Origin of the sequence: Vineibacter terrae, from assembly GCF_008039615.1 — a bacterium.
In the GTDB taxonomy this organism is placed as follows: domain Bacteria; phylum Pseudomonadota; class Alphaproteobacteria; order Reyranellales; family Reyranellaceae; genus Vineibacter; species Vineibacter terrae.
Window position 1 is genome coordinate 1 of record NZ_VDUZ01000093.1, and the last position, 11,624, is coordinate 11,624.

The 11,624-nt window shown below is 67.8% G+C and carries 11 protein-coding genes and 1 pseudogene; 6 read left to right on the forward strand and 6 right to left on the reverse strand.

Annotation, left to right across the window (positions count from 1 at the left end):
• Positions 1-150: 150 nt before the first annotated feature.
• Entirely contained in the window at positions 151-954 is an 804-nt protein-coding gene (locus FHP25_RS39920) for an SDR family NAD(P)-dependent oxidoreductase (protein WP_147852587.1), read from the forward strand.
• Between the two features lie 44 nt (positions 955-998).
• Here the strand turns inward: FHP25_RS39920 and FHP25_RS39925 are convergent, their stop codons facing one another.
• From FHP25_RS39925 to FHP25_RS39940, 4 genes are all read right to left on the reverse strand, one after another.
• Entirely contained in the window at positions 999-1,568 is a 570-nt protein-coding gene (locus FHP25_RS39925) for a tyrosine phosphatase family protein (protein WP_147852588.1), read from the reverse strand.
• 270 nt (positions 1,569-1,838) lie between these two features.
• Positions 1,839-2,582 carry a sulfite exporter TauE/SafE family protein gene (locus FHP25_RS39930; protein ID WP_147852589.1) on the reverse strand — a complete coding sequence of 248 codons (744 nt, stop codon included), beginning with the start codon at positions 2,580-2,582 and terminating at the stop codon, positions 1,839-1,841.
• Positions 2,583-2,648: 66 nt separating this feature from the next.
• On the reverse strand, positions 2,649-3,395 hold the full coding sequence (map, locus tag FHP25_RS39935; RefSeq protein ID WP_147852590.1) for a type I methionyl aminopeptidase: 747 nt from the start codon (positions 3,393-3,395) through the stop codon (positions 2,649-2,651).
• Positions 3,396-3,489: 94 nt separating this feature from the next.
• The gene (locus tag FHP25_RS39940) at positions 3,490-4,206 is read right to left on the reverse strand and encodes a helix-turn-helix transcriptional regulator (protein ID WP_147852591.1); all 717 of its coding nucleotides are present in this window, start codon (positions 4,204-4,206) and stop codon (positions 3,490-3,492) included.
• An 87-nt stretch (positions 4,207-4,293) separates the two neighbouring features.
• Between FHP25_RS39940 and FHP25_RS39945 the strand changes: the two genes are divergently transcribed.
• The 3 genes from FHP25_RS39945 (at position 4,294) to FHP25_RS39955 (ending at position 7,047) form a co-directional block, all read left to right on the forward strand.
• On the forward strand, positions 4,294-5,700 hold the full coding sequence (locus FHP25_RS39945) for an MFS transporter (protein WP_147852592.1): 1,407 nt from the start codon (positions 4,294-4,296) through the stop codon (positions 5,698-5,700).
• Between the two features lie 123 nt (positions 5,701-5,823).
• Positions 5,824-6,498, forward strand: coding sequence for a glutathione S-transferase family protein (locus tag FHP25_RS39950; protein ID WP_147852593.1), 675 nt, complete (start codon positions 5,824-5,826; stop codon positions 6,496-6,498).
• A 57-nt stretch (positions 6,499-6,555) separates the two neighbouring features.
• The gene (locus FHP25_RS39955; protein ID WP_147852594.1) at positions 6,556-7,047 is read left to right on the forward strand and encodes a VOC family protein; all 492 of its coding nucleotides are present in this window, start codon (positions 6,556-6,558) and stop codon (positions 7,045-7,047) included.
• Between the two features lie 164 nt (positions 7,048-7,211).
• Here the strand turns inward: FHP25_RS39955 and FHP25_RS39960 are convergent, their stop codons facing one another.
• Positions 7,212-8,270 (reverse strand): alpha/beta fold hydrolase, encoded by a 1,059-nt coding sequence (locus FHP25_RS39960; RefSeq protein WP_147852595.1) that lies wholly within the window; start codon positions 8,268-8,270, stop codon positions 7,212-7,214.
• A gap of 289 nt (positions 8,271-8,559) precedes the next feature.
• Between FHP25_RS39960 and FHP25_RS39965 the strand changes: the two genes are divergently transcribed.
• Both FHP25_RS39965 and FHP25_RS39975 read left to right on the forward strand, forming a co-directional pair.
• Positions 8,560-9,594, forward strand: coding sequence for a Fe(3+) ABC transporter substrate-binding protein (locus FHP25_RS39965; RefSeq protein ID WP_147852596.1), 1,035 nt, complete (start codon positions 8,560-8,562; stop codon positions 9,592-9,594).
• A gap of 1,074 nt (positions 9,595-10,668) precedes the next feature.
• Positions 10,669-10,938 carry a hypothetical protein gene (locus tag FHP25_RS39975; protein WP_147852598.1) on the forward strand — a complete coding sequence of 90 codons (270 nt, stop codon included), beginning with the start codon at positions 10,669-10,671 and terminating at the stop codon, positions 10,936-10,938.
• A 392-nt stretch (positions 10,939-11,330) separates the two neighbouring features.
• Here FHP25_RS39975 and FHP25_RS42820 read toward each other — a convergent pair.
• Positions 11,331-11,486: pseudogene (locus FHP25_RS42820) on the reverse strand (TauD/TfdA dioxygenase family protein); the annotation flags it as partial.
• Between the last annotated feature and the right edge of the window lie 138 nt (positions 11,487-11,624).

The following is an 11,624-nucleotide window of genomic DNA, read 5'->3' on the forward strand; positions in this document are numbered from 1 at the left end:
AAAATCGGTCTGACGATCAACTTGGCGGAAATTACTCATCACAACCACGCTGGCTCGAGCCAATATCAACCCTCGATAATGAATCTCATTCCAGCTCTCGGCTCAAGTCCGACAGGCTGCTAGGGTGCCGGCCTGACGCAGGAGGAGCTTATGGCGAAACAGAAGGGCAAGGTCGCGATCGTCACGGGGTCGGCCACGGGGCTGGGGGCCGCAGCAGCGGTGCAGCTGGCCGACCTCGGCTGGAACATCGTGGTCAACTACACGCGCAGCAAGGCCGAGGCCGAGGAAACCTTGGCCGCGGTGACGGCCAAAGGTGTCGAAGCCATCCTGGTGCAGGCCGATGTCGGCGAGGACGCCGATTGCCGCAAGCTGGTCGCGGCGGCGACGGCGAAATGGGGCCGCGTCGATGGCGTGATCAACAATGCCGGCACCACCAAGTTCCAGCAGCAGGGCGACCTTGACGGCGTGCAGGCCGAGGACTTCGAGCGCATCAACCGGGTCAACGTCGTGGGCCCCTACCAGCTGAGCCGTGCCGTCTTCCCGGTGATGAAGAAGCAGTGGGAGGAGAAGGGCGAGCGCGGCTCGATCGTCAACATCTCCTCGATCGCGGGCGTGATGGGCGTCGGCTCGTCGATCCCCTACATGTGCTCCAAGGGCGCGCTGAACACGCTCACCCTGGCGCTGGCGAAGTGGCTGGCGCCGGCGGTGCGCGTCAACACGGTGTGCCCCGGCTTCATCCAGTCGCGCTGGCTGCTGGGCGGCATGGGCGAGGACGGCTACGCCAAGGCCAAGGCCTACCAGGAGACGTCGACGCCGCTGCGCCAGGCCGGCACCACCGACCAGATGGCCGAGGCCGCGGTCTTCTTCCTGACCAGCGCCAGCAACGTCACCGGCGAGTTCATGATGGTCGATTCAGGCATGCATCTCGGCGGCCTGCCCATGCGCGGCCGGTGAGATATTTCCCTCTCCGCCCGCGCAGCGGGGGGAGAGGGGAAGCATCACGGCAGCTCGTGGCCACGGCCGATGTTGATGATGATCTGGCGCAGCTGCGGCTTGTTCTCGAGCAGGGCGCGGCGGTAGGCGGCCAGCCCATCGAGCAGCGCGCCCTTGCGATCGAGGATCTGGTCGGCCATCTCGACGATGCGGGTGTTGGGCCAGGCATGCGGGCGCATCTGCAGCAGCGACAGGAAGGCTTCCGTCTCGCGGCCCGGGTTGAATTGCGCCATCAGCACCGCCGCCGATGCGGTCGAGCGCGAGATGCCGGCATGACAGTGGACGATCACGTGCCGCGCCGATGCGCCGGCGGCGCGCAGGCGCGTGCCGAAGGCCAGGATGCGCTCGACATCGGCATTGGTGCAGGCGGTGAAGCCCGGGAACTCCGCCACCACGTCGTCGAAGCGCAGCAGTTCATGGTCGACGCCGTTCAGCCCGCCGAACGCCTCCGGCGACGGGTGATGCATGTCGAGCAGCGACAGCAAATGCGTGACGTCGCCGTTGCACAGGCCGGGAAGCTCGCTGAGGCCGCAGATGGTGACCTTGAAGGTGGTGAGCGCAGTACTGTCGGACATGGACCGGATCTCGCAGTTGGCCGCAGGCATAGCCTCGCCCCGGCACGCTGTCCACCCGCCGCCGCAGGCAAAGAAAACGCCCGCTGCGTTGCCGCGCGGGCGTGGTAGTTGGGGGTGACGTCGACGAGGGCCCGTTGGGGTAGGCCGATCATCGCGCAACCGCCATTTTGCATCAGCGGCTGACATGTCCCTGACACAAGAGACAAAAAACGTAGTGAATTTCGGCAGTTGCGCGCATCATTCCGCACCGCGGAGCAGCATTGCAGCGCCTTACAGCAGCCCCCTGGCCATGTGCAGGCCAAGGCCCAGCAGCACGACCAGGAACACCCGGCGGAAGGCCTCGGGCGAGATCGCGAGGCGCAGCTTCTGGCCCAGCCAGACGCCGGCCATGGTCGGCAGCGTCGCCAGCGCGCTGCTGGCCAGGTTGCCCCCGTGCAGCGCGCCAAGATCCCACAGCGCCAGGGTCAGCGCGCCGGTGAAGACGACGAACAGGATGCCCAGCGCCTGCACCAGCTCGTCCTTGCGGATCTCCAGCGACTGCATGTAGGGCAGGAACGGCACGGCCGCGATGCCGGCGATGCCGCCGACCAGGCCGCTGGCGGCGCCGCACAGCGGATTGGCCCACCGCTCGTGGCGGGCCGCGACATGCGGTCGCCATGCCGTCAGCGCCAGGATCGCGAACAGCACCAGAAGCACGCCCAGCCAGCCGGCCGAAGTCGGCGAGCCCAGCGACTTCAAGGTGCGGGCCGAGATCAGCACGCCGGCCGCCATCAGCACGCCCATGAGCCAGAAGCGGCGCAGCATGGCGCGGAAGTGGCCGCCATAGACGGCCTGCCACAGGTTGGTGGCCAGCGTCGGCACCGTCATCAGCGCCAGGGCCTCGGGCAGCGGCAGCGCCAGGCTCATCAGCGCGATCGCCGTCGGCGGCAGGCCCATGCCGGCAGCACCCTTGACCACGCCCGCGACGGCGAACGCGACGCCGACCACGGCGGCGTAGGTGGGATCGATCGTCACGCGCTACGCCGTCGCCTGAGTGATGTCACCAATGGGCTTCACGAGACCACGCGCCGGCGCGGCGCCTCACACCGTCACCACGATGGCGCCGCGGCGGCCGACCACCAGCGTGTGCTCGTACTGCGCCGTCATGATCCCGGGAGCGGTGGCCAGGGTCCAGCCGTCGCCCTGCTCGTCCGCCTGCGTCGCGCCGGTCGACAGGAAGGGCTCGATCGTGAAGACCAGGCCGTGCGTCATCATCCGCCAGTCGTCGCGGTCGTAGTAGCCCGGGATGAAGCCGGGCACCTCGTCGTGCAGGCTGTCGCCGACACCGTGGCTGCCGAGGTTGCGGATGACGGTGTAGCCGTCGGCGCTGGCCGTGCGCTCGATGGTGTGGCCGATGATGTTCAGGCGCCGGCCCGGACGCACGGCCTGGACGGCGCGGTTGAGCGCCTTGCGCGTCGAGCGGCACAGCCGTTCCTGGTCGGCACGCGACGGCGGCACCACGAAGCTGGCGCCGGTGTCGGCGAAGACGCCGTCACGCTCGGCCGAAACATCGATGTTCACCATGTCGCCGGGCGCCAGGCGCGTGTCGTCGGGCACGCCATGGGCCACGGCATGGTTGACGCTGATGCAGGTGGCGCCCGGGAAGCCGTACATCAGGCTGGGGGCCGGGCGGCTTCCCTCGCGCTCGAGCGCGGCGCGGCCGATCTCGTCGAGCTCGCGCGTGGTCATGCCGGGCTCCAGCCGGCTGCCCATCAGGCGGCACACCGCCGCCACGATGCCGCCGATCCGGCGCAGGCGCTCGAGCTGCTCCTCGGTCTCAATGGTCATGCTGCCTCCGGGAACACGTGCTTCACGAAGCGTGGATAGGTCTCGCCGATCTCACGCGCGATCGAGGGCGCGCAGTGTGGTCTGCGCCGGCCCGTCAGCGCAAGCGGGGCATGGCCGGCATGCTGCGCGACGCCCGAGCCGGACCGCGCAGCTTCCTGCCGCGCCTGCTTCGGTCGATGCCCGTCGCCACCGGCTCGATCCGATAGGCGCAGCGGCGGGCGCCGGCCAGGACATGCTCGACCCGCGTCACCGACGCCGCCGCGCCCAGCACGGCGGCGAAGATGCCCAGCTCCGAACGGCAGAGGCCCTGGCAGGCGCGGGCCGCAGCGCAGATCGGGCAGTGGTTCTCGATCAGCATGAAGCTGCCGTCGGCGTCGCGCCGCCACTCGGCCATGTAGCCTTCTTCCGTGCGCAGCCGGGCCAGCATCCTGACCTTGCCGGCCAATGTCGTCGCCGCGGCGAGCCGGCGGCGATAGCCCGCCAGGGTCGCAGCCTCGCGATGCGCGATCAGGCGCTCGAGCCCGCCGGCGCCGAACACGCCCGAGATCGCCTCGAGAAGCTCGACGGTGAGTCCGGCATGGTTGTCGGGAAACCGCGCATGCCCTGCCGCGGTGAGGCCCCAGTAGCGCCGCGGCCGGCCCACGCCCTCGCGCCGGTCCTCGTGCGCCACCAGGCCATGCGCGGCCAGCCCGTCCAGGTGCTGGCGCACCGCGACGGCGGTGACTCCCAGCCGGCCGGCCAGCGTGCCCGCCGTCTGCGGGCCGGCGGCCTTCAGCGCGTGCAGCAGCCGATCCGTGGTCCGATCCGCCATGCGTCCATCCCGGCTATTAAACAAGATATATCTTGTCAAATAGACCGGATACAACAAGTATCACACCCGCAAGAGGGAGGAAGCGCCGTGGACCACGCGGTCGAGGATCGCTGGCGGCATCTGCTGACCCGCAGGCTGGCGCCGGCCACGGCCACCGTCTGCCTGGGCGATGCCCTGCATGCGCTCAACACCTTCATCGTCAGCACCACGATGCCCTCGGTGGTGGTCGAGCTGGGCGGCGTCCACATCATCGGCTGGGCGTCGACCGTGTTCCTGATCGCCGCCATCGTCGGCGGCGCCTCGGCGGGCTTCCTCAAGCAGCGCCTGGGCGCGCGGCCGGCGCTGATCGCGGCCGCCGCGGTGTTCGCGGCCGGCACGCTGGCCGTGGGCCTGGCGACGTCGATGACGGCCGTCCTGGTCGGCCGCGCGCTGCAGGGGCTGGGCGACGGCGTCATCGTCGCGGCCTGTTACGCGCTCGTGGCCGAGCTCTTCCCGCCCAGGCTGGTGCCCAAGGTGTTCGGCCTGCTGGCGGTGATCTGGGCGCTGGCGGCCTTCGGCGGGCCACTGCTGGCCGGGCTGCTGACGGAGACCACGTCGTGGCGCGTGGCCTACCTGGCCAACATCCCGCTGGCCCTGGCCTTCGCCGGCCTGGTCGCGGCCGTCGTGCCGCGCGCCGCCCGCATCGCCGGCCGCATCGTCGTGCCGTTCGGCCGCCTGGCGGCGATCGCTTCAGGCATCATGCTGATGGCCGTCGCCGGGCTGGCCACCGACCTGCCGCTCGTCGCCGGCCTGATCGGCGCCGCCGTGGCGGTGCTGGTCGGCGTGTTCGTCGTCGACCGCGCCAGCCGCGACAAGCTGTTCCCCAGCGACGCCTTCTCGCCCCGCTCGATCGTGGGCGCGACGCTGTGGGTGGTGCTGCTGATGCCGCTGGCGCAAGCCTGCAGCGCCGTCTACCTGCCGCTGTTCCTGCAGCATCTGTGGGGCCACGGGCCGACGGTGGCAGGCGCGTTCGCGGCGATCACGGCGCTGGCCTGGAGCGCCGCCGCCTTGATCGTGGCCAACATCAAGACGCAGCTTCTGGCGCGCATCACCATCCGCCTGGGGCCGATCATGGTGATGACCGGGCTGGCGGGCGCCGCCATCGCCGTGCCGTCGAAGCTGCACTGGCTGCTGGTGCTGTGCCAGATCACCATCGGCGCCGGCTTCGGCGTCAGCTGGGCCTTCCTCAGCCAGGCCGTAATGACCCACGCCCGCCCCGGCGAGGCCGACACGGCCTCGGGCCTGCTGCCCACGACGCAGGCCGCCGGCTACGCCATCGGCGCGGCGCTGTTCGGCCTGATCGCCCATGCGGCCGGCCTCTCCAACGCCTTGGACCCGCCGTCCATCACCCATGCCAGCCGCTGGATCTTCGCATCCGGCGCCGCCTTCGCCCTGGGCGCCGTGGCCTTCGGGTTCGCCGTGCGCCTGCGGCCGGCCCTGGTTCCGAAGGCGTAACCTGTCATTGCGCCATCCCCATGGCAGCCCGGGGCTGCTACGATGGCCGCCGGCAGGCCGATGACGGCGCGTGGCGCGTGCCTGGCCGCGTGCGTTGCGACCTCCCCAGGGAGGAACATCATCATGAAGCTCTACATGCATCCGGCGTCGACCACGAGCCGGCCGGTGGTGCAGTTCATCGCCGCGAGCAGCATCCCCTGCGACCTGCAGGTGGTCGACCTGTTCAGCGGCGAGCACATGCGCGAGCCCTACGCCGCGATCAACCCCAACAAGATGGTGCCGATGCTGGAGGACGGGGATTTCCGCCTGACCGAAAGCTCGGCGATCCTCAAGTACCTCGCCGACAAGACCGGCTCGCCGGCCTATCCCAAGGACCTCAGGCAGCGGGCGCGCGTCAACGAGGTGATGGACTGGTTCAACGCCAACCTTTACCGCGACTACGGCTATGGCCTGATCTATCCGCAGGTCTTCCCTCATCACAAGCGCCGTTCCGACGAGGCGCAGACCGCGACGGTCGACTGGGGCAAGGAGCGGTGCAAGGCGTGGCTGCAGGTGCTGAACGACCACGTGCTCGGCGGCGGCAAGACATATCTGTGCGGCGATGAGATCACCATCGCCGACTATTTCGGCTACGCGATCCTGCAGGTGGGCGAGGTGATTCGCTGCGACTTCGCTTCCTATCCGAACGTGGCGCGCTGGATGGAGACGATGCGCAACCAGCCGACCACGCCCGAGGTCTATGCGGCGATCAAGGGCTTCGCCGACCAGGTCAAGGCGCAGCCGTTCGTCGCGATGTGAGCGGCGCACAAAAGCAATGCTTCATGGCGGGCACGTCTCGCGCGAAGGAGATCGACCATGATCAAGGGCCTTCACCACAACGCCTACCGCTGCCGGGATTCCGAGGAGACGCGGCGTTTCTACGAGGATTTCCTCGGGCTGAGATTCGCGCACGCGCTGCGCATCCACGAGTCGATGACCGGCCGCCGCACCGACGTGCTGCATACGTTCTATGAGATGGGCGACGGCTCCTACCTCGCCTTCTTCGAGGCGCCCGACCGGCCCTTCGACTTCAAGGACCAGCACGACTACGACCTGCACATCGCGCTGGAGGTCGATGCCGGGACGCTGCAGCGCATGCTCGACAAGGGCCGCGGCGAGGGCCGCGAGGTGCGCGGCATCTCCGACCACCGCTTCATCCGCTCGATCTACTTCCGTGACCCCAACGGCTATGTGATCGAGCTGACGGCGAAGATGCCCAACCACGACCGCGCCATGGACCCAGCCGCCAACGACGCCGCCGCCATCCTCGACAGCTGGCAGAAGGACAAGGCGCAGGAGAAGGCGTAGCGCTCGATCCCTCTCCCGCGCGCGCTAATTTTCACCGTCATCCCGAGCGCCAGCGAGGGATCTCCTGCGAATGGCGCACCGTGCGTCTTTCGCGGGAGATCCCTCGCTGGCGCTCGGGATGACGGTGAAGATGTTTGAACACCGTCGCCCGCAAGCGGGAGAGGTCAGGACCGTGCCGGCGCGTGGCGGGCCAGGAAGGCGTCGATATCGGCGAAGAAGCGGGCCCGGATCGGATCGATTTCCATCATGATCTCGTGACGGGCGTCGGCATAGACGATGTGGCGGCAGTTCGGCAGGCGGCTGCGGGCCGTGACATGGGTCCGGCCGTCGATCAGCAGGTCCTGTCCCGCCGTCAGCAGCAGCAGCGGCGTGCGCGCGCGTTCGAGGTAGCCCGGCTCGGCGAGCACCTTGTTGGAGCGCAGCGTCTGGCGCAGCCAGCCCACGGTGGGCCCGCCCAGCGCCAGGCGCGAATCGGCGTCGAACCATGCCTCCGTGAAGCGGTAGCGGCGCTCGTCGTGCGTCACCTTGTTGCCGGTGAACTCGCGGCCGATCAGCCGGAACGGCGCCGAGCCGTAGAAATAGCGCTGGTCGATGGCCGCCACGGGCGGCAGCAGGACCAGGATGGTGGCGATGATCGCCTCGTGGCGCAGGCAGGTCATCGGCGCGCCCAGGATGCCGGCCGCGATCGGCGTGTCGCCGGCCTGCTCGGCAAGGTGGCGCAGCAGCATATGGCCGCCCATCGAGTGCGTCAGCGCCACGATCGGGCGCGGCGCCTCGGGGGCGACCACGCCCGCCAGGAAGGCCTTCAGGTCGCAGAGATAGGTGTCGTAGCGGTCGATATGGCCCTTCTGCCGGTCCTCGAGCTGCCGTTCCGACAGGCCCTGGCCGCGCCAGTCCATGGCATAGACCGCGAAGCCCCGCGCCAGGAGCTCGGGGATCACCTCGCCGGCGTATTTGTCGATGAACTCGCCGCGGCCGGTCAGCAGCAGGATCGAGCCGCGCGCGACCGGCTGGCGCGCATGCCACACCCCGAAGCGCAACGTCGCCCCGTCGACGGCCGTGACAAAGCCGTAGCGGTCGGCGGCGACATAGGTCGACCGCACCACCGCCGGCACGTCAACCGGCCCCGCCCCGCTGGCGCTGAACGCCAGTGGTGGTTCGTCGATCTCCATCAGGCTCGCCACGCCAGCACCCTGGGCCCTGCCCCGCTCGAGCCGCGGCATGTCAGCGCATGCCTGCGGCCATACCAAGGCGCCAGCGAGGCGTTCCGCCTCCCCGGCCTCCTTGCAACCTAAGATAAGCGAGCCGTCGCTCGATTTGAAGCGATCGTTTCGTCGCTGCGGCGGGTTGGCGCTGGTGGCCGCCCCTCCCCGGCCGCCGCCGCTATTGACGCTGCTTCTGCTTTATGCAACTGAAAATGCGAGTGGTTCTCAATACTTGCGTGAATCGCAACAACGTTTCGGGTGGACGTCCGGCGCGACAGGATGTGGCGCCGCAGTCGAGGAGCAGGACATGAAAGGACTTTCCCGTCGCGCGATGACCCTGGCCCTCGCCGCGACGGCGACCGGCCTCGCCGGCGTTGCCAGCGCCCAGGACAAGGTGGTCAACCTTTACTCGGCGCGCCACTACCAGACCGACGAGAAGCTGTACGAGGGCTTCACCAGGCTGACCGGCATCAAGGTCAACCGCATCGAAGGCAAGGAGGACGAGATCATCGAGCGCATCCGCAACGAGGGCGCCAACAGCCCGGCGGACCTCGTGATCACGGTCGACATGGGCCGCATCTGGAAAGCGGAGGCTGCCGGCCTGCTGGGGCCGGTGAAGTCGGCCGTGCTGGAGCAGCGCGTGCCGGCCAACCTGCGCGATCCCGAGGGCAGGTGGTTCGGCTTCTCGACCCGCGCCCGCGTGCTGGTCTACGCCAAGGACAAGCTGCAGCCGGCCCAGGTGGCGCGCTACGAGGACATCGCCAGCCCCGGCTTCAAGGGCAAGGTCTGCGTGCGCTCCGGCGGGCACGTCTACAACCTGTCGCTGCTGGCCTCGATCATCGCCACCCAGGGCGAGGAGAAGGCGGAAGCCTGGGCCAAGGGCGTAGTCGCCCACATGGCCCGTCCGCCGCAAGGCGGCGACACCGACCAGATCAAGGCGGTCGCCGCCGGCCAATGCGACGTCGCGATCGCCAACAGCTACTACGTCGCCCGCATCTTCAATTCGACCAAGGACGAGGACAAGGCGATCGCCGCCAAGATCGCGGTCTCCTTCCCCAACCAGGGCGACCGCGGCGCGCATGTCAACGTCTCGGGCGGCGGCATGGTGAAGACGGCGCCCAACAAGGACAGCGCCATCAGGTTCCTCGAGTACCTGGTGTCGGATGAGGCCCAGCGCTACTTCGCCAACGGCAACAACGAGTACCCCGTGGCCGAGGTGAAGACCGACAACAAGGCGCTGGAGAGCTGGGGCACCTTCAAGATGGACCAGGTCAATGTCGGCGCGCTGGGCCGCAACCAGGCCAAGGCGCAGGCGATCTTCGACAAGGTCGGGTGGAAGTAGGCGCGCTCGCCGCACCTGCCGCGACATCGCAACGGCCGCCCTCGGGCGGCCGTCGTCGTTTCGGGATCGCGCTGTCCGAGCCAATGCACGTCGAACCACGAAGACACCGAAGCACAGAGGTCACACGGGCAGCCTTTGGCCGCAACTCAAAGGACGGAGAAAGCGCTTCATGGTGAGCTTGTCGAACCATGAAGCGCCGCACCGCTGCCCGTGCGACGCCTCCATGGTTCGACAGGCTCACCATGAAGGCTGCTTAAATCACCGCAGCCTGCGAAGATCTTTGAGGTCAGTAGTACAGGGCACGACGGCACCGCGCTGACGGCGAGCAACGTTTGATCTCTGCGCAGCCTCTGTACGACCGACCCAAAAATCTTCGCAAGCCGCGGCGATTTGGGTCTGCTCGCTGTCATCCTGAGCGCAGCGAAGGATCTTTTGAGCGGTGCTATCGCATGACGGCGTACGCGTCTCGACGGGGCATGCCCGCGCGAGCCGATGGTCTGAAAGATCCTTCGCTTCGCTCAGGATGACAGCGAGCGCGTGGCAGGCCTCAATCTTTGTTGCGGCCAAGGGCTGCGCTGTATCTCGGTGCCTGAAAGGGAATTGGCCCAGGCGCCAGGATCAGACGCTGGGGACGCGTCACTCCGTGGCGCGTCATGCGCCGCACCAGACGAAGACGCGCCACGGAGTGGCGCGCTCCCAGCGTATGGCCCCACGACCGTGCGCCGTTCCAGCCCTCGTGGTCGGCATAGCCGGTGCGGAACTCTGTGGTTCGCCTTCTCGCCGTTGGACTGGCAACGCCACGCGATCGGCCTGAAGGATTGCGTCACACATTCCAAGCGCGGCGACGACTCTCATGCGTCATCGAAAACGCGCGCATGCATCATCGATGGCTGCGCGCGAACCAATGATTCAACATGTCCTTTCGCTGCGTCCGGAACAGCAAGAGAGTCGATTCCGCTCGATCGGAACATGCTCCACGCGCGCGATCGCATCCGGCCGCTTGAAAAAAATTTCTGGACAAAGCGAACTTTCACGTGAACACCGATACTGTTGAGTCTGAAGTAGGAGTTGCTCATGGCAAAACGTACAACCAAATCGGCAGTCGCACGCACCAAGACCGCCAAGAAGAAGGTCGAGCGGACAACCGTCACGACCAAGCGGCGCACGGCCGCGAAGGCGAAGGTGAAGGCGAAGGTGAAGGTGAAGGTCAAGAAGGCGGCGAAGCGGGTCGCGCCCAAGGCTGCTGCGAAGTCGGCGCGGGCCGGAACGGCCGTCAAGCGGCCAGCGGCCAAGAAGCGCGTCGCCGCGAAGCGCGCAACGTCAAAGACACGGGCGAGCCGCTAGAGCGCACCTGTGGTTCTTCCAGGTCGGACGATTTCATAAGGGCCTAGCGTCATCCCGAGCGTAGCGAGGGATCTCCTGCGAAAGACGTGTAGTGCGCCGTTCGTGGGAATATTGTTCGCTGCGCTCGGGATGCCGCCTGCTCCGCAGGCACGGCTCCACTTCACTTCCGCTTCACCACGTTCGTCGCTCCATCAAAGCTGATAGCGCCCTGGAGCACGCACCGCTTCGGTGGAAGCTTCATCCGCCGTCGTCGTGAGCGAAGCGAAGAGACCGGCGGTGTCGGCGATCACCGGCGCCCGTCGCGTTGACACACCACCGCCGAGTCTTTCGCTTTGCTCTGGACGACAGGCGGAGCCGACTCCGCTCGAGCGAGATGTGCTCCGGCCGCCGGTCTAGGAGGGCACTGTTCCCTGGAGCACGGTGCGATGCAGGATCCGCGGTTCATTCGCCATGTCGAAGTCCGCCGTCGCCTTGTGCACCAGGCATCGGTTGTCCCACATCACCAGGTCACCCTGCCGCCACTTGTGGCGATAGACGAACCGCGGCTGGGTCGCGTGCTCTAGGGCCTGTTTTCAAACCGAGTCACATCTCACTTGTCACTCGGAATGAAATTTGATTCAAAGCTGTTCTTTGCGTGAGTTGCAGCAATGAACAGGCGGCCGCTGAGTGATGAGCAATGGTCGGTG

What these genes read in the sequence shown, in the direction of transcription:
- FHP25_RS39955 (WP_147852594.1), top strand. Translation starts at nt 6,556, where the DNA reads ATGATCAAGGGCCTTCACCACAACGCCTACCGCTGCCGGGATTCCGAG.
- FHP25_RS39925 (WP_147852588.1), bottom strand. Translation starts at nt 1,568, where the DNA reads ATGTCCGACAGTACTGCGCTCACCACCTTCAAGGTCACCATCTGCGGC.
- FHP25_RS39975 (WP_147852598.1), top strand. Translation starts at nt 10,669, where the DNA reads ATGGCAAAACGTACAACCAAATCGGCAGTCGCACGCACCAAGACCGCC.
- FHP25_RS39965 (WP_147852596.1), top strand. Translation starts at nt 8,560, where the DNA reads ATGAAAGGACTTTCCCGTCGCGCGATGACCCTGGCCCTCGCCGCGACG.
- FHP25_RS39950 (WP_147852593.1), top strand. Translation starts at nt 5,824, where the DNA reads ATGAAGCTCTACATGCATCCGGCGTCGACCACGAGCCGGCCGGTGGTG.
- FHP25_RS39920 (WP_147852587.1), top strand. Translation starts at nt 151, where the DNA reads ATGGCGAAACAGAAGGGCAAGGTCGCGATCGTCACGGGGTCGGCCACG.
- map (WP_147852590.1), bottom strand. Translation starts at nt 3,395, where the DNA reads ATGACCATTGAGACCGAGGAGCAGCTCGAGCGCCTGCGCCGGATCGGC.
- FHP25_RS39940 (WP_147852591.1), bottom strand. Translation starts at nt 4,206, where the DNA reads ATGGCGGATCGGACCACGGATCGGCTGCTGCACGCGCTGAAGGCCGCC.
- FHP25_RS39960 (WP_147852595.1), bottom strand. Translation starts at nt 8,270, where the DNA reads ATGCCGCGGCTCGAGCGGGGCAGGGCCCAGGGTGCTGGCGTGGCGAGC.